The sequence below is a fragment of the Tenacibaculum caenipelagi genome, assembly GCF_004363005.1.
GTDB lineage: Bacteria > Bacteroidota > Bacteroidia > Flavobacteriales > Flavobacteriaceae > Polaribacter > Polaribacter caenipelagi.
In genome coordinates, this window is record NZ_SNYH01000001.1 from 542,026 (window position 1) to 560,366 (window position 18,341).

17 protein-coding genes and 1 pseudogene are annotated in these 18,341 nt (G+C 31.5%); 16 read left to right on the top strand and 2 right to left on the bottom strand.

From position 1 onward, the window contains the following. The first annotated feature begins 5 nt into the window (after positions 1–5). From DFQ07_RS02420 to DFQ07_RS02485, 14 genes and pseudogenes are all read left to right on the top strand, one after another. Positions 6–1,787 (top strand): TonB-dependent receptor, encoded by a 1,782-nt coding sequence (locus DFQ07_RS02420; protein WP_133534679.1) that lies wholly within the window; start codon positions 6–8, stop codon positions 1,785–1,787. A gap of 50 nt (positions 1,788–1,837) precedes the next feature. Beyond that, positions 1,838–3,277, top strand: coding sequence for a M20/M25/M40 family metallo-hydrolase (locus DFQ07_RS02425; protein WP_133534680.1), 1,440 nt, complete (start codon positions 1,838–1,840; stop codon positions 3,275–3,277). Between the two features lie 3 nt (positions 3,278–3,280). Further along, positions 3,281–3,640, top strand: coding sequence for a DoxX family protein (locus DFQ07_RS02430; RefSeq protein ID WP_133534681.1), 360 nt, complete (start codon positions 3,281–3,283; stop codon positions 3,638–3,640). Positions 3,641–4,064: 424 nt separating this feature from the next. Beyond that, positions 4,065–4,811: an outer membrane beta-barrel protein gene (locus DFQ07_RS02435; protein WP_133534682.1), complete on the top strand. Its 747-nt coding sequence runs from the start codon at positions 4,065–4,067 to the stop codon at positions 4,809–4,811. 12 nt (positions 4,812–4,823) lie between these two features. Continuing rightward, a complete protein-coding gene (locus DFQ07_RS02440; protein WP_133534683.1) occupies positions 4,824–6,584 on the top strand; it encodes a S41 family peptidase in 1,761 nt (586 codons plus the stop codon). 109 nt (positions 6,585–6,693) lie between these two features. Beyond that, the gene (locus DFQ07_RS02445) at positions 6,694–8,307 is read left to right on the top strand and encodes an amidohydrolase (RefSeq protein ID WP_133534684.1); all 1,614 of its coding nucleotides are present in this window, start codon (positions 6,694–6,696) and stop codon (positions 8,305–8,307) included. A 51-nt stretch (positions 8,308–8,358) separates the two neighbouring features. Continuing rightward, positions 8,359–8,694: a DUF3703 domain-containing protein gene (locus DFQ07_RS02450; RefSeq protein WP_133534685.1), complete on the top strand. Its 336-nt coding sequence runs from the start codon at positions 8,359–8,361 to the stop codon at positions 8,692–8,694. A gap of 261 nt (positions 8,695–8,955) precedes the next feature. Beyond that, positions 8,956–9,495 carry a sigma-70 family RNA polymerase sigma factor gene (locus DFQ07_RS02455; protein ID WP_133534686.1) on the top strand — a complete coding sequence of 180 codons (540 nt, stop codon included), beginning with the start codon at positions 8,956–8,958 and terminating at the stop codon, positions 9,493–9,495. 40 nt (positions 9,496–9,535) lie between these two features. Next, positions 9,536–9,913 (top strand): potassium channel family protein, encoded by a 378-nt coding sequence (locus DFQ07_RS15865; protein ID WP_133534687.1) that lies wholly within the window; start codon positions 9,536–9,538, stop codon positions 9,911–9,913. A gap of 42 nt (positions 9,914–9,955) precedes the next feature. Continuing rightward, positions 9,956–10,645 carry an NrtR DNA-binding winged helix domain-containing protein gene (locus tag DFQ07_RS02465; protein WP_133534688.1) on the top strand — a complete coding sequence of 230 codons (690 nt, stop codon included), beginning with the start codon at positions 9,956–9,958 and terminating at the stop codon, positions 10,643–10,645. A gap of 64 nt (positions 10,646–10,709) precedes the next feature. Continuing rightward, positions 10,710–11,546 carry a ribose-phosphate diphosphokinase gene (gene prs, locus DFQ07_RS02470; protein ID WP_133534689.1) on the top strand — a complete coding sequence of 279 codons (837 nt, stop codon included), beginning with the start codon at positions 10,710–10,712 and terminating at the stop codon, positions 11,544–11,546. 53 nt (positions 11,547–11,599) lie between these two features. Beyond that, positions 11,600–12,523: pseudogene (locus tag DFQ07_RS02475) on the top strand (ADP-ribosylglycohydrolase family protein). Continuing rightward, complete coding sequence (locus DFQ07_RS02480; protein ID WP_208107661.1) at positions 12,513–13,019, top strand: O-acetyl-ADP-ribose deacetylase; 507 nt, start codon at positions 12,513–12,515, stop codon at positions 13,017–13,019. The pseudogene DFQ07_RS02475 and the gene DFQ07_RS02480 overlap by 11 nt, the downstream one beginning before the upstream one ends. Positions 13,020–13,094: 75 nt before the next feature. After that, on the top strand, positions 13,095–13,823 hold the full coding sequence (locus DFQ07_RS02485; RefSeq protein WP_133534691.1) for a metallophosphoesterase family protein: 729 nt from the start codon (positions 13,095–13,097) through the stop codon (positions 13,821–13,823). 95 nt (positions 13,824–13,918) lie between these two features. Here the strand turns inward: DFQ07_RS02485 and DFQ07_RS02490 are convergent, their stop codons facing one another. Together DFQ07_RS02490 and DFQ07_RS15480 are read right to left on the bottom strand one after the other, a co-directional pair. Continuing rightward, a complete protein-coding gene (locus DFQ07_RS02490; RefSeq protein ID WP_133534692.1) occupies positions 13,919–15,553 on the bottom strand; it encodes an adenine nucleotide alpha hydrolase family protein in 1,635 nt (544 codons plus the stop codon). Between the two features lie 73 nt (positions 15,554–15,626). Beyond that, on the bottom strand, positions 15,627–15,782 hold the full coding sequence (locus DFQ07_RS15480; protein ID WP_166627705.1) for a hypothetical protein: 156 nt from the start codon (positions 15,780–15,782) through the stop codon (positions 15,627–15,629). Positions 15,783–16,422: 640 nt separating this feature from the next. Here DFQ07_RS15480 and DFQ07_RS02495 point away from each other — a divergent pair. Both DFQ07_RS02495 and DFQ07_RS02500 read left to right on the top strand, forming a co-directional pair. Further along, positions 16,423–17,895 carry a nicotinate phosphoribosyltransferase gene (locus DFQ07_RS02495; RefSeq protein WP_133534693.1) on the top strand — a complete coding sequence of 491 codons (1,473 nt, stop codon included), beginning with the start codon at positions 16,423–16,425 and terminating at the stop codon, positions 17,893–17,895. Positions 17,896–18,032: 137 nt separating this feature from the next. Further along, positions 18,033–18,287 (top strand): hypothetical protein, encoded by a 255-nt coding sequence (locus DFQ07_RS02500; protein WP_133534694.1) that lies wholly within the window; start codon positions 18,033–18,035, stop codon positions 18,285–18,287. Positions 18,288–18,341: the final 54 nt, after the last annotated feature.

An 18,341-nucleotide genomic window follows, 5' to 3' on the forward strand; every position in this document is an offset into this window, starting at 1 on the left:
GATCGATGAAAAAGCACCTAAGTTTACTTGTTTTATTTGTGATAGCATATGCTAATGCGCAAGAAAAAAAAGCTCCTAATAAAGCAAAAGACACCATTATAAAAACAGAAGTTGTAAACGTAGTAACTTCTTATGTTCCTAAAATTACTGACGCTTTTAAAATAAAGCAAAAACCTATAATCGAACACACCAAAGAAACTCAGAAAAAAGCCTTAGAATATCAAATTTTTTCGGTTCCTGTAGCTTCTACTTTTATCCCAAAAAGTGGAACTATGAAAAAAGTAGATCTAGGAAAAAGAGAAAGGCTATACGACAACTATGTATCGGTTGGTTTTGGAAATACGCTTTCTCCTTTTTTGGAGGCTTATGTTAGACGTAGCCAAAGTTACAACAGTGAATTAGGTGCACATTTTAAGTTTTTATTGTCTTCTGATCCTGTTGCAGACACTGAGTTAAGTAGCACTTTTTACAACATTGATTTAAACTTAATCTACACTCAGCAAGAGCGCTATTTTGAATGGACTGCTGGTTTAGATGCTGAAAAAGACAAATACAATTGGTACGGTTTACCTACCAATATTACTTTTACTGAAGCTACTGTAAGCGCCATTGAAGAAGCTCAAAGTTACAATCACTTTAAAATATTTGGGCAAGTAAAACCAGATGATTCTTATTTAGAGGAAGCTAATGGAGCAATTTCTTTCTTTTCAGACTCATTTGAAAGTGCCGAGTTTTTAGTTGATGGTAATGCCCTATTCAAATTTCCTTTAGATAATTTTCACCGTCAATTAAACGATATATACATAAACACTACTCTTAATTATTTAGGAGGTTCTTATGCTTATGCTTACGACGCTACTACACCTATTGATTTTAATTTTATGACGTTAGGTGTGCATCCAACCTATAAATTTAATGTACAAGATGTAGCTATTCAATTAGGAGCAAAAAGTTATTTTTCAATGGATACAGAACGTAGTGAATATAACTTTTTCATCTATCCTGATGTAGAAATCTCATATCCTATTATAAAAGATTTTACCAATGTATTTATCGGAGCTTCAGGTGATTTAACCACCAATATGTATCAATCATTTACAGATGATAATCCATACCTGTCTCCTACTCTTGACATTCGTCAAACTAATAAAAAATATGATGTTTTTGGAGGAATTAGAGGTAATTTAGATCATGAATTCAGTTATAATGCTAAAGTAAGTTATGCTGATATTGAGAACAATCCGTTTTTTGTGCTAAATCAATCAAAATCAGACGGTGATAACATTGCAGGAACCAACGGATTCACTTTTTATGGATATGAATACGGAAACTCTTTTAAAGTTGTATATGATGACATTAAATCCATATCCTTTTTAGGTGAAATTGCTTATGATGGCATAAAGAACCTGACTATTGGAGCCAATGCTCAATTCAATAAATTTACGTTAACCAATGAAGCAGAAACCTGGAATACACCTAAAATAAAAGGTGAAATTTTCGGAACTTACAAAACCAATAAATGGTATGCAGGGGCAAACTTCTATTTTGTTGGAAACAGAAAAGGAAAAGTTTATGATACTTTACCTGCAGACACCTTTACTTCCGTTGATTTAAAAAGTTATTTTGATGTAAATTTTAATGGAGGATATCATTTTGACGACACCTTCTCTGTATTTTTAAATCTAAACAATGTTTTGAACAACAGTTATCAGCGATTTAATAACTTCAATGTACAAGGATTCCAAGCCATGGGAGGTTTAACATGGAAGTTTGATACGCTTTTCTAAAATTTAAAATATAAAACTTACATTTAGGGTGTTAAAAACTAATACCCTAAATGAAAAAATCAACCCTTTTACTAGCGGCAAGTATCACTTTTTTTGCTTGTAAAACAGAACAAAAACAAACCACAAAAGCTTCAAACAACTACACAGAAGCAAATTACAAACAAGATTCAACACAAATAAAACAACTATTCAACTCAGCTCTTACACAAGGTAAATCCTATGAATGGTTACGTGACTTAACTCAAAACATCGGAAGCCGTTTATCAGGATCTGAAGGAGCGGCCAAATCGGTTATTTGGGGAGAACAACTTATGAAAGAAGTTGGATTAGATTCTGTTTGGTTACAACCAATTATGGTACCTCATTGGATTCGCGGAGAAAAAGAAGTAGCTAATTACGAGTTTAATGGAGAGAAAATAAATGTTCCTATTTGTGCATTAGGAGGTTCGATTGCTACCCCTTCTAGCGGAATTACAGCAGAAATTATTGAGGTAAAAAATATAGAAGAAGCAAAAAAAATAGGCGATAAAGCCAACGGTAAAATTGTATTCTTTAATGGCGCTTTTGATAACACACTTATCAATACATTCCGCGCGTATGGAGGCTGTGTTGCACAACGATTTGCGGGGGCTTCAACCGTAGGTAAATTTGGAGCTAAAGGAGTTATCGTTCGCTCAATGACTAACGGAATTGATGATTATCCACATACTGGTTCTATGGGATATGGTGATATTCCTAAAGAAGAATATATTCCTGCGGCAGCAATTAGTTCACGTGCTGCTGAAAATTTAAGTAAGCATATAAAAGAAAAACCGAACTTACAGTTCTACTTTAAACAAAGCTGTAAAAATTTACCTGATGCTCCTTCACACAATGTTGTAGGTGAAATTAAAGGAAGTGAAAATCCTGATAAAATTATGGTGATTGGTGGACATTTAGATTCTTGGGATTTAGGTGATGGAGCACACGATGACGGTACAGGAATTGTACAATCTTTAGAGGTAGCTTATCTATTAAAAAAGAATAATATCCAACCAAAAAACACAATTCGTATTGTGTTTTTTATGAATGAAGAAAATGGTTTACGTGGAGCAACTGAATATGCCCGTTTAGCCAAAGTAAATGGCGAACTACATATTGGGGCTTTAGAATCGGATGCTGGAGGTCATACACCAAGAGGTTTTACTATTGATGCTAACGAAAAGAATTTACAACTTTTACAAGGTTGGAAAAAACTCTTAGCTCCGTACGGATTACATGATATCATCGCTGGAGGCGGTGGTGCTGATATTGGCCCACTAAAAGATGACCATGTTACTTTAGTTGGTTACAGACCTGATTCGCAACGTTATTTTGATTATCATCACGCTGCCACAGACACCTTTGACAAAGTAAACAAACGCGAACTAGAATTGGGTAGTGCTTCAATGGCGAGTATTGTATATTTAATGGATAAGTATTTATATAATCAAGAAAATATAAAACCTTAATTAATGGAAATTTTAATATTAATATTACGGATAATATTTGGTCTTTTATTAGGTTTTGCTGGTGTTATGCATTTTGTAAAGCCAAAAGTATTTAATCGGTTTATTCCTCCTTTTCTTCCCAAATTAGCAGTAAATTATATAGCAGGTTTTTTTGAATTTACTATAGGTATTTGTTTACTTATCAATCAAACCGCTAAACAAGCCGCTTTAGCGATGTTTGTATTAATGCTCATTTTTTTACCAATCCATATTTGGGATGTTTTTAGAGAAAAACCAGCCATTGGATCTAAAAAAATAGCCATAATAAGAGTACTTCTCCAATTTCTATTGTTATACATTGCCTATTTAATTTACACTCACTAATGAGAACTTTTCCTTAATAAAGCTAAAAAGCCTCATATCTTTTAGATGGTTATTTCATAAAAAAACTACATTTAAGTTTAAAAATCTTGAATGTAGTTTTCGTCATTTTCAACTATATTATTAGCAAATAAAATACATGAAGAACATTTTTTTGCAAAAAAAATAAAATTTATTTTAAATTTTATTCGTCAGAACATATAGTAAACTATAATACTACTAACCAAACCACTAACTAACTTTTGTTTTTATACTTTTCACATTAAAATAATGCGAAATTCATTTCTTTTTAACATTAGTTAAAATAAAACATTAGGGTTTTCACCTATTCATCTGTTTTAGTACCGCAATTTTATTCTAGAAAAAAATTACGCTATATCCTTATTCGGATACCATTTATTATTTATTAATTTAAACATTAACACGCATGAAAAATAAAAAAACTCATGGGCGAAAGTATTCTTTTACCCCTAAAGTATTCTTACTCCTCTTTGTTTCCTTTTTAATTAGCTCTTCCCTTTCTGCCCAAAACAAGTTTAGGGTAAGCTTCTCAGGTGGATTGAATAACAATGATATTACATATAGTGCTAGCAATAGAGTAGATACTGAGTATGTAGATGAGGATGGAAATTATTTTAAAACTGGAGTCAACTTTAAAGTATATAAACATATTAGCATACAAACAGGGTTAACCTACCTTAATAAAAACTATAGGTTTCAAAGAACAGGAACACGTGAAGGTGTTTCTACTCTTCATAAATCGAGATATTTTAACATCCCAGTAATGGTAGGAATACAACCACTACACCAAGCTTTAAAAAGTACCAAATTCAACTTTGAGGTTTTTGCTGGTACCTATGTAGGCTGGTGGGACTCACTTAAAAGAGAAAGTACAATTGAAGTTTTTGGAGAATTGGATTTTGATGGCTTCCCTAAGAAAACAGTGACAGAGTCTTACGACTTTGATAAAAATGAAAATCATTTTAACAGAGTAGATTATGGTTTACAAGCTGAAACCAGAATAGGCTATAACTTTTACAAAAACCTAAGTCTATTTGTTGAGTATTCTTTTATGTATGGTTTATCTGATAACCAGAAAAAACAATTAAGAAAAACTTCTAATTATTATTATACCACCTCTAATTACGGTATGGGAATATCTTACAACTTTTAAAAACTAATTATTATGAAAAAACTTAAATACTTATTACAAATATTTATACTAGTTCTATCATTACATACTCTTCAATCTTGTAGAGAAGATTCTTTAGATGTAGCAGAGTTAAACAGAACTGAAGTTGCTAATTATTCTGATCTTTTCAATGCATTTTGGGATACCATGAATAACGATTACAACTATTTTAGCGAACAAGAAGAAAGTTGGGATAATGTATATAAAAAATATAGCCCTAAGTTTAAAAAACTAACAACTTTTAATAAGGCAGATGCAAATCCTATTGACGCTGAAAAAGAAGCTAATTTAGCTTTTAAATATTTTGCTGAAATTATTACTGGAAAAGTTTTAGACCAACATTTCGGTTTAAATGTAACCATCCCTTTACCAAGTGTTAAATTACCTGGTCGTAGCGCTTCTATCTCAGCCGGTTTTTCTAGCAACATGAAGTACAAATACACTGAAGAAGACGGCTTTGTTAGCTTTGGAAGAAATCAAAGAAACCCAAAAATTGACAACGATGATGTAGGTTTCGTAATGACAAATGACAAATTAGATCCTACTACAATTGTTCAAGAAGGTCCTATTTTAGCTGGTTTCTTAAAAAGTGATCCAGAAACAATGTATGTTCAGTTAACTGGTTTTGAAGTTTACCCAACTGCTATAACAGACGGAGCATTCCCTTTATTGGAGGATATAAGTGATATTGAAGGAATTAATCAATCGTATTTTGATGACTTAAAAAAATTAGATAACGAAGCTGGTACTGAGTTTGAAACTCTATTGAAAGAAAACTTAAGTTCTTTTAAAACATTAGTAAGTACAATAATTAACTCTAACGAGTACAACACTTACATAGAGGCTCTTAACAAATTTAAAAACACTGAGTTAATTGACGATTTTGAAAACAGTTTAACTCCTTTAGCCAACTTCACACAAACTGCTAAAAATGAGTTCAAAACAAAACATGCAAATGTGCTACCTACATTAGGTGCTTATTATAATGCTTCAAGTACTACTGAAGCACAAAAAGAAGCTGTTAGTATACTTTACGGAATTTACAATAAACGCATAGCAACTTATCAAAAAGTTTCTAGCTTTGCTAGTACCGTTTCTTTCTTTGGTTTTACTTTTACTGATGAATTTGACGTACTCTTAAACTCTATTACTTCTAATTACAATTTTGATCTTTATCAAAAATTATACAACCCTATAACCAATGGTAAAGCAAAAAAAATAATTTTAGATTTACGTGGTAACGGCGGTGGATATGTAATTGATGCTCGCATTTTCACTGAAAGATTTATAACTCAACAAAAAGTTTGGGGATACCAAAGAACTAAAGAAGGAAACGGTCGTTTCAACTACAGTCCATGGACACCTGTAGAAACAAAACCTCACAAATTTGCCCTTCAACAAAATGTTCCTATCGCAGTCTTAATTGATGAAAACTCTTTTAGTATGTCTGAAATTAGTACTATGATGATTAAATCTCAAGGAGATCATATAACTATTGTTGGAGATAATAGTGGTGGTGGTACTGCTGGTTTAGGAGGTCAAGATTCATTTAATGGTGGTAATAGATTAAGCAATGGATACTTACAGTTTTACATGCCTTTAATGGCGTTTAAAAACAGTGAAGGAAAAGTTGTTGAAGCTATTGGTGTTGCTCCAGATGTAAAAACTATCCCTACACAAGAACAAGTAGACGAACTAACAACAACTTATATTGACCCTGCTTTTGACGCTGCTTTAAAAGCCGTTAGTAAATAGGAACTTTTTCTCTTATGTATTTTTATAAAAGGAAAACTAGTTTTAGTTTTCCTTTTTTTGTTTAAGTTTAAATACATTTGAACATATATACTTTTAATGTAACGCTACCATGAAAAAAACACTACTCTCTCTACTCGCTTTTAGTTTCCTGTTTTCTTGCAAACAAAAAGAAAAAGTAGACACTATTGTTATTAATTCCAATACTTATACAGTAAACTTTAATTTTGACACCTCAGAAAGTTTCGCTATTAAAGATGGAAAATTTATAGCCATAGGAAACAATAAAGAAATACAAGAAAAATACACAGCATTAAACATTATTGACGCTAAAAACAAACCAATATATCCAGGATTTATTGATGCGCATTGTCATTTTTACGGGTTAGGTTTACAACAGCAAAAAGTAGATTTGGTAGGAACTGAAAGTTATGATGAAGTACTACAACGCTTAATTGATTTTCAAAAAGAAAAAAACACAAGTTACATTACAGGTCGCGGTTGGGATCAAAACGATTGGGAAGTAAAAGAATTTCCTACCAAAGAAAAATTGGATAGTATATTTCCAAACACACCTGTAGCCATTCGTAGAATTGATGGTCATGCAATGTTAGTCAATCAAGCTGCTATTGATTTAGCTGGAATAACTCTTGACTCAAAAATTAACGGAGGAGAATTTATAAAAAAAGACGGCAAGCTAACAGGAGTGCTTATTGACAATGCAATGAATTTTATTAATAATCCAAAACCATCAAAAAAGGAGCAAATTCAAGCTTTAAAAGATGCTGAAAAAATATGTTTCGATTTAGGATTAACTACCGTTGACGATGCTGGTTTAGATAAAGAAGTTATTGAATTAATTGACAGCTTACAACAATCGGGTGATTTAAAAATGCGTGTATATGCAATGATTTCTAACAATCAAAAAAACCTTGATTACTACCTCAACAAAGGAGTTATAAAAACTGACAGACTAAATGTTCGTTCTGTAAAAGTCTATGCAGATGGTGCTTTAGGCTCTCGAGGAGCTGCACTTAAAGATGAATATTCCGACAAAAAAGGTCACTTTGGAGCTTTGGTTAACTCGTATAAGAACTTACAAAAAGTAGCCAAAAGAATTGCAGATTCAGAATACCAAATGAACACCCACGCTATTGGAGATTCTGCCAACTATGTAATGTTGAAAACCTACAATGAAGTATTGAAAAACAAAAACGACAGACGTTGGCGTATTGAACACGCTCAAATAGTAGATGTAAAAGATTTTGATTTATTTAAAAATGTACTTCCATCTATTCAGCCAACACATGCTACTTCTGACATGTACTGGGCTGAAGATCGTGTAGGTGCTGAAAGAATAAAAGGAGCCTATGCATACAACGATTTATTAAAAGAATATGAAAAAGTTGCTTTAGGAACCGATTTTCCTATCGAACATGTAAGTCCTATATATACTTTTTATGCAGCTACTATCAGAAAAGATTTAAAAGGTTATCCTGAAAATGGTTATCAAATGAGCAACGCCCTGTCAAGAGAAGATGCCTTAAAAGGAATGACGATTTGGAATGCTTATGCCAATTTTGAAGAAAATGAAAAAGGAAGCATAGAAGTTGGTAAAGTAGCTGATTTTATCATTTTAGATAAAGACATCATGAAAATCGATGGAAAAGAAATTCCAAACACAAAAGTTTTAGCAACCTATATTAATGGAGAAAAAGTAAATTAAAAATGCATCTTTTTCTATTCACTGTAGTCTGATTTACAAAATCAATAAATCATGACACAACTACAACGAAAACAAGAATTTTACAGGCAGTTAACCTTAGCTAAAAAGGCACTTAAAAGCAAAAGCTTTCAGGTGTCTTTTTATCATTTAGAAAACGCTCATGTATTAGGACAAAAGCATGTTTATAGACACACTCTATCTCATTATTGGATGCTAGTTTACGGAATAAAAACAAGCAGTAGTAAAGAAATTATTGGACAATTTTTTAGAATTATAGCTTCAATTTTATTCACTTTAATTTGGGTTCCTACAGGGAATACAGGAGGTACAAATATTTCAGCAGTCAAACCTATTCCTATTAGAAAAGAACTTCGAAAATATTTTTAAAAATAAATGCATCTTTTTACTCTTTTTCTAGTCTACTGTATAAACACACAAAACATATAATATCATGAAAAATAATAATCAATGTAGCTGCACTTGCGAAGGATGTAAAACAGGTGACTGTTCAAATTGTACTTGTGAAAATTGCACATGCAACAATTGTAACTGTTAATTAAATTAACTTTTTAATATTTTGTCATTCTGAATATAATGAAAGTAAAACGTTCATTTTATTCAGCGTGACATTTTTCGTAAATTTATACTATGACAACGCAACAAGTTTGGAAAAAATACGCAGATGATGTAAAACACTTTATTTTAAGTAAAGTGAAAGACTCTACTGTGACTGATGATATCTTACAAGAAACATTTATAAAAGTTCACACAAAACTTCATACACTAAACGATATTACCAAACTAAAATCTTGGATTTTCACGATTGCTCGCAATACAATGATGGATTACTTCAAAAACACTAACCAAACAGTTGAATTAAAAAATTTTGAAGCTCAAACAGACATAAAAGAACACGAACATACAGAGAAAGATTGTTTACGCGGAATCTTACAAAGCTTACCAAAAAAGTATAGAGATCCGCTTTTTTTATCAGATATCAAAGGACTAAAACAACAGGAAGTTGCTGATACTTTAAAACAAAATTTACCTACAACAAAATCTCAAATTCAACGTGCTCGTAAATTAATTGCCCAAGGTTTTATGGATTGTTGTGGGTTTTCACTTAACGAAGACGGGAAATTGGTAGGTGAAATTCAAGACAAAGAAGATTGTAAAGTTTGTAAGTAAGTTATATATTCAACTTTTCTTCTAACTTATTTTTCAACTTATGGTTTCGTTCTTTATCAACTTTTATCGTTTTTGTAAACTTGTTTTTATAGGTATCAAAAAAGATACTGAATTTAGATATTTATTCTTTTTTCTCTCTTTACTATTAACAAGCTCTACTATATTCTATCACAAAATTGAGCATTGGGAGGTTATAGACTCTTTATACTTCTCTGTGATGACAATGGCAACTGTAGGTTATGGAGATTTTGTACCCACACATAACATTAGTAAAATATTTACTATTATTTACACTTTTCTATCTATCGGAACTTTTGTAGCCTTTACAGCAAAAATTGTTCAATTTACGTTGCAAAAAGACAATCGAAAAACACCTTTGCATAAGATAACCTCCAAGTTTAAAAATAAGAATCCTTAATTTTTTTAAAACTTTCGTAACTTTGTGTAAATTCAACACTAAATGAAGATATCACAAAATATAAAAGTTGCTGTAGATGCTGTTGTTTTTGGCTACCAACAAAAAGAACTTTCTGTCTTATTAATAAAAAGAGGGATTGAACCTTTTAAAGGAACTTGGGCATTGCCTGGTGGATTGGTGTTAGAAAACGAATCACTAGAGCATGCTGTTGAAAGAGAGTTATTAGAAGAAACAGGAGTTACTATTGATTATCTTGAACAACTATACACATTCGGAACTCCCAAAAGAGACCCTAGAAATAGAGTTATTTCTGTTACCTATTTTGGCCTAGTAAGCCCCAATCATTTTAAAATCAGTGCGAACACAGATGCAGATGAAGTTCAATGGTTCTCTATTCATGAATTACCCAAATTAGCATTTGACCACAATCTTATTTTAACTACAGCTTTACAAAGACTTCAAAACAAAATAAACTACCAACCTATTGGATTTGAACTTCTAAAAGAAGAATTCCCTTTTTCTGACTTAGAAAACTTATATCAAACAATTCTTGATAAAAAAATTGATCGTCGTAATTTCAGAAAAAAAATTATGAGCTTCGGAATACTTACCGAAACAGACAAAATACACCAACCCTCTAGTGGTAGACCTGCAAAACTTTTTAAATTCAATACTAAAAAGTATAAAGAATTAGAAAAAGAAGGATTCCATTTCGAAATTAAGTTTGCGTAAAAAAAACACTAAAACATTTTTTCTTTTAAAAAACCGTACTATATTTGTGTAAAAATTACGCAATATGATTTTAAACTTAGATAAAAACTTTACTCCCTACGGGACGGAAAACAGTATATACTATAACTTCTTTACTTTTTCAGGAGGAGAACCACACATTAAAATCATTTCTGAACTTGAAAATGTAACAGAAGTAACCATTACACATCGTATTCAGTCTTTTAATGATATAGGTACGTTATTATTGGCTACCAATGCATTAAAAAACATGGGGATTAAAAAGTTACACGTGGTACTTCCCTATTTTCCAGCAGCTCGTCAAGACAGATTGATGGTATCTGGGGAACCTTTATCAGTAAAAGTATATGCTGATATTATAAATGCTCAGAATTACGAGTCTGTAACTATTTTCGATCCACATTCGGAAGTAACTCCTGCCTTATTGAACAACTGTAAGGTTGTCGACAATCACAAGTTCATAGAGAAAATAACACAACAGCTATCAGACGATTTACTTTTAATTTCTCCTGATGGTGGTGCGTTAAAAAAGATTTATAAAGTTGCTGCACATCTTCAAAACTATGAAGTAGTTGAATGTTCTAAAAGCCGAAATGTAAAGACTGGTCAGCTAACAGGTTTCAAAGTATATGCTGATGACTTACAAGGTAAAGATTGTTTGATTGTAGATGATATTTGTGATGGTGGCGGAACCTTTTTAGGACTAGCTAAAGAACTAAAAGCTAAAAATGCAGGGAATTTATATTTAGCCGTAAGTCATGGAATATTTAGTAAAGGTTTCGAAGAGCTTGAAAAATATTTTACTAAAATTTTCACTACAGATAGTTTTAAAACTACTGAAAACAAGAATTGTATACAAATTGAATTGGGAAAATTGCTATAAAACCATAAAAAAATTGCTATGAAAAAAACATTATAAAATCAACATTTATTGGATTGGCAGTAGCTGATGCCCTAGGGGTACCAGTAGAGTTTAAAAATAGGCAGGAGTTAAAACAAAACCCTGTAACAACTATGAGAGAGTTTGGAACACATCATCAACCAAAAGGAACTTGGTCTGATGACAGTTCTCTTACATTTTGTTTAGCTGAGAGTTTATGTCAAGGATACAATTTAGTGGATATTTCATATAAATTTATCCAATGGATGAATGCTGAGATATGGACTCCACATGGTAGCGTTTTCGATATAGGAATTCAAACAAGAAAAGCTATTTATTGACATCATAAAAAAAAAGACTATAAAGAACTAGAAATTTTAAAATATTCTGATGATGAATATACGAATGGTAATGGTTCATTAATGAGAATTATTCCTTTACTTTTTTACATCAAGGATAAAAAAATAAATGACCAATTTAATATTATTTGGCATGTTTCATCACTAACACATCCACACATAAGGTCGGCAATTTCTTGTTTAATATATTTAAAATTAGCTGAACATATTTTAAATGGATTTTCAATTATAGATTCATATAAAAAAATGCAAAAGGAAATTACTGCCTTTTTTTCAGAAAGAAATATTTCTTCTTACGAACAAAATCATTTCTCTAGAATTTTAAAGCAAGATATATCGAGTTTAAAAGAAGAATACATTAGTTCAAGCGGCTATGTTCTACATACACTAGAAGCTTCATTATGGTGTTTACTCAATACTTCTAGTTATAGTGAAGCAGTTTTAAAAGCTGTAAATTTAGGTGATGATACAGATACTACAGCTACTGTAGTTGGGGCTATTGCTGGAATGCACTATGGAATAGATAATATACCTCAAGAATGGGTAGATTCATTAGTAAGAAAAGATGATATTCTTCAATTAAGTCAACAATTTGCTAAAAAATATGGTCATGAAAATTAACCTTATAAAAGGAGATATAACCAAAATGAAAGTTGACGCAATCGTTAATGCAGCTAATTCAAGTTTATTAGGAGGAAGTGGAGTTGATGGAGCGATTCACAGAGCGGGTGGTTCCTCAATTTTGGAAGAATGCCAACAAATTAGAAACAAACAAGGCAAGTGTAAAACAGGGGAAGCAGTAATTACAAATGCTGGAAATCTTCCTGCTAAAAAAGTTATACATACTGTTGGTCCTGTATACCAAAAAGGGGAAAGTAATGAAAAAGAATTATTAGTCAATTGTTATAAAAACAGTATGTTACTTGCTAAGGAAAACGGTTTACACTCCATCGCTTTTCCCTGCATCAGTACGGGAATTTATCGTTTCCCTAAACAAATAGCAGCTGAAATAGCTCTTTCAGTAATAAAAAGTAATCCAATATTGGATGAAGTTATTTTTGTGTGTTTTGATAATGAAAACTACACGATATATAAAAACTTATTAAGCTATGAGTGAGAAAAGCATAAAAAGAAATGGAGTTTGGTTAACTAATCATGTACCATCTGAATTTATCAAATTTGAAGATTTATAATTATGAGAACATTTGTTATTGGAGATATCCATGGAGGACTGAAAGCTGTTCCACAAGTTTTAAAAAAAGCACAAATCACCCCTAATGACACACTCATTTTTCTTGGTGATTATGTAGATGGTTGGAGCGAATCAGCTCAAGTTATTGACTTTTTAATCGAATTAAATAAAAAAAACCAATGTATCTTCATTAAAGGAAATCATGATTTATGGTGTGAAGACTGGTTGAGAACTGGTGAAGGTGAAGCTATTTGGTTAGCACATGGAGGTGAAGAAACCAAAAAAAGCTACGAATCTTATTCAGAAGAACAAAAACAAAAACATCTGGTATTTTTTCAACAAATGAAGCCTTATTATATCGATGACAAAAACCGTTTGTTCATTCACGCTGGTTTTACCTCTATGCACGGAGTTGAAAAAGAGACTTTCAAATTAAATTATCATTTTGATAGAACCTTATGGGAAACTGCTTTAGCTACTGATAAAAACTTATCTAAAAAATCTGAACTATACCCAGAAAGGTTCAAACACTATTCAGAAATATACATTGGCCACACACCAACTATACGCTATAATTCATCAACCCCTATAAACGCTTTAAACCTATGGAATATTGATACGGGAGCTGCATTTACAGGATATTTAACAATTATGGATATTGACAGTAAAAAGTTTTGGCAAAGTGATCAAGTAAAAACTTTGTATGCAAACGAAAAAGGAAGAAACTAGAAGATATTTTTCGTCTATGTCAATTGATTTTAAATAAAATCCTTAAAAATCATATATGGAGTGTAACTTTATATTTCAAATTCAATATATCTAATTTAAACCTCTGCGCACTGTAAAGTCATTTCCATAATGGCTGTAGAATAAAAAAACACTGTACTTTCTTTCATTTCTTCTCCTTCACAATACTCCTTATAAAGTTGAAGAAAAAGTTCAGAATTAATACTCTCCCATTTATTAAGTATTGAATTTTGCATCGCTTTTCGAATTATGCTGCCACTTTTTTTTCGTAAACTATACTCCATGAAAGGAGTGAATGATTCGGTTATTTTTGGAAAAGTAACCTTCTCAGAACAGCCTTTTTTAGCTAAAAATTTTCTTTCTAATATTCGGTTTTTCCTCCAGTTCTCAGGTAGACTCCTGCAAAACCAAATAATTTCTTTAGAACAAAAAGGATCAACAGGCCATACTCCTCTACGTAGATACAATGCTGCACCATAGGCTACAGCTTCTTTAGAAGAAGTTGGTATTAAAGAGCGTGGTGCTCTATCAATAGATTTTTGAGAACTTAAATATATATCAATAACCTCTTTATTAATAAAAGCAGGAACTTTTAAATCTTCAAAAGAAACTTCTCTTAAAATATCTTCTTTTTCCATTAAATCTAGTTCATCCCAATGAGGAAAAAAGAGTTCATCTCCACCAACTCCAGTATACATTATAGTTCTTCCTGGCTGAATACACTCCTGTAACAACTTATCAGTTACTTCATAATAACACTCTTCCCAAGGCATTATTAATTCTTTTTTTACTCGGATACTATCTGCATCCAACGGTGGATAATTTTCAGCTATTATTTCGTAATCAGTATACCCAAATTTTTCAATCATCTCTGCTCTCCTTTCTTGTTGTATTACTCCTTCTTTTCCAGGAACTAAAATACCACACGTATTAATAGACTCATTACTTATCGTTGAGCAAACTGCAGATACAACACCACTATCTAATCCACTGCTTAATTCAGAAACAACATGTGCTTCAGGTGTAAGCCATCGATTAGCTGATTGAGACATTATTTTTTCAAATATTGATAGAACATCTACATTAGGTTTTAACTCCTTCTTATTTGGAGGTTTTATCTCTTTAGGGTAATCTATCTTAATAGAAGCACTTTCTTTATTTTTACTTTCCCAATTTGCGACAGCTCCTTCTGTAAGCATATACATATCTGAAAAGATTGTTTTTGTTGAATAAGGTGTTTCAAAAGCAGTTAAGAAATGAGCTAAACGTTCTTTATCTATTTTTTTACTCTGCATAGATTTACAAACTATTATAGGGTCCCATCCTCCAACAAGACCTTGTTTAGATACAGTAAGGAAAATTGGAGCTGTAGCCCATCTACCATTTTTTATTGACACTTTTAGATTATTAGATGTTGTAGATAAGCTAATTATCATAAAATGCAAAGGCCACTCTTTCATTTCCAACATGATATCCGAAAAATACTTCGTATTTATATCTCCTATTTCAGGAAAAGATAACTTTATTGGTTCAGAATATCCGTTTAATCTTTCTCGTACAATAAAAATCATTTCAGAGTTGCCCTTAAAAGCAAAATATTCTAAAGCAACATGATTAAAAGGTTCTATAAAACTTTGACTACTTTTCCATCTATAATTTTCGGCTTTCCACGACTCTTTAAGCGCATCTTCTGAAAGGTAAAATTTTAGCATAATAATATAATTATTGAACTTGTTTTTTTACAAGAAAGAGATAAGCTTTAACCTACCTCTTTCTTATAGAAGTTTAGCTTTCTCTTTTTTGTCTCTTATCACCCGTATTAGATGTTTTCTTAGACATTTCAACACCGTAATGTTCTTCTTGTTCGTAAACTTCATTAATAATAGAACTTGTCCTTGCTTCAACGAACAATTCTTCACCAGTTTGAATTTTAGGGATCATAATACTTATAAATTATATTTTTCCTACTCTATTGGATAGGCTTTTCAGAATCCGCCTCCACATTTAACTGCGTGGAACAGGTTTATTAAAAATATCGTCACTTATTTTGTCATTACTTTTATTATGTAGAATAACCTTTTTGTTTCCATTATTAAGCCTTAATAATGGAAGTTTTAAAGTATCTCTTTAATACCCAACAAAACATAAACAACTGTATTACAGGCATTAAAGTTAAAAACTAACATGTATCATATTAATTTAAATGTCATGTTCGAGCTCTTTTACTATGTAGATGTGAACTATTTGGGTTTATTCGTAAGAAATAAGCATACATAAGTTACAAATTACCTTTTATACAAATCCTAATAAAGAAACTCACAAAACCATAAAACCCTCATTAACAATTACTTTAAATTAAAATAAAGGCACAATAAGTGAGACCTTATTAAACAATCTCTAAAGGCTACTTTTGAAAACTAGCTTTAGATACATCATGAAACAGAATTAAACCTTAACTTATGAGAAAGTAAAAACTAACAACCTAAACTTTGATAGAATTATAAACGTTTAAATAAAAATAGAAATATATTGTATGAATAATTTAATTTGCGTAAATTTGACACAAACAAAATAACAAACTATGAACCCATTATTATATACAGACGGTTATAAAGTAGACCACAGAAGACAATACCCTGATAACACTACTTTAGTATATTCAAACTGGACACCAAGAAAAAGTAGAATTCAAGGAGTTGAAAAAGTAGTTTTTTTCGGACTACAATACTTCATCAAAAAATATATAATTGAAGAATTTCAAACTAACTTCTTTAACAAACCAAAAGAAGAAATTTGCAAACAATACATTAGAAGAATCAATAATTATTTAGGTGAAAACTCAGTAGGTATTGAACATATTGCAGCATTACACGATTTAGGATACATTCCTATGACTTTTAAAGCATTGCCTGAAGGTGTTGAAGTTCCAATTAGAGTACCAATGTTTACCATGTATAATACTTTGCCAGAATTCTTTTGGCTAACCAACTATTTTGAAACCTTATTATCTACTACAGTTTGGTTACCATGTAATTCTGCAACCATCGCAAAACAATACAGAAAAATATTAGATAAATATGCACAAGATACCTCATCTGTTCCTGAAATGGTAGATTGGCAAGGACACGACTTTTCTATGAGAGGAATGGCTGGTTTAGAAGCTGCAGAAATGAGTGCTGCTGGTCACCTATTAAGTTTTACTGGTACAGACACAATTCCTGCTGTAGACTTTTTAGAAAAATATTACAACGCAGATTCTGACAACGAATTAATTGGAGGTTCTGTTGCGGCAACTGAACACTCTGTAATGTGTATGGGAACCAATAGTGGTGAAGAAGAAACTTTTAAGAGATTAATTACGGAAGTATATCCAAACGGTATCGTTTCTATTGTTTCTGATACTTGGGATTTATGGAAAGTACTTACCGAATATTTACCAAACTTAAAAGAAGAAGTCTTAGCCAGAGATGGTAAAGTAGTGATTAGACCTGACAGCGGTGATCCTGTGGATATTATTTGTGGAAACCCTAACGGTAAGACAGAAGTAGAACAAAAAGGAGTTATACAACTGCTTTGGGAAGTTTTTGGAGGAACAACCAATGAAAAAGGCTATATGGAATTAGATAGTCATATCGGAGCTATTTATGGGGATAGTATTACCCTTGAAAGAGCAACGCAAATTTGTGAACGTTTAAAACAAAAAGGGTTTGCCTCTACTAACGTAGTCTTAGGAATAGGTTCTTTTACCTATCAATACAACACCAGAGATACCTTTGGATTTGCTATGAAAGCTACCTACGGGGAAGTAGATGGAGAAGGAAGAGAGATTTTTAAAGATCCAATTACCGATGACGGAACAAAGAAATCTGCCAAAGGATTATTAAAAATTACTTTAGAAGATGGAGAGTACAAATTACACGATCAAGTTACTTGGTTAGAAGAACAAGAAGGCGAATTACAAGAAGTTTTTAGAGACGGAAAATTGTTAGTTGATGAAAAACTAAGTGAAATAAGACTCCGTACTAAAAACAGTGTATTAGAATTTTCAGAATAACAAAAAAGCAGGAATAAAACTCCTGCTTTTTTATTTAGAAGCCTCATAAAAACACTAAATACCAACACCTTACAAAAAACTCAATTTGCTTAACTCTTGATTTTTTCATATCTTAATTGCAACTAAAAAAGAAACTTATGACAGATCAAGAACAAAAAAGACTAGATACCATGAACGCAGTTTTGGTTAAAATGGAAGACATTAAAAACACCCAAAAAAGTTTAATTGAAAAAATAGGGGTTGTTGAAGTTCAGTTATTTGACATACAGTCTAAAGACCTAGATAAAGAATTAGAAAAAGTAATGATAAGAGCTTCTGATACATTAAATATCATAAAACAAGCTACCGAAGCTTTTGAAATGAAACGTAATCGTTTAGAAAACGAAGCATAAATAAAAAATCCGCAATTAAGCGGATTTTTTTATTCTTTTTGTATAGAATTACTA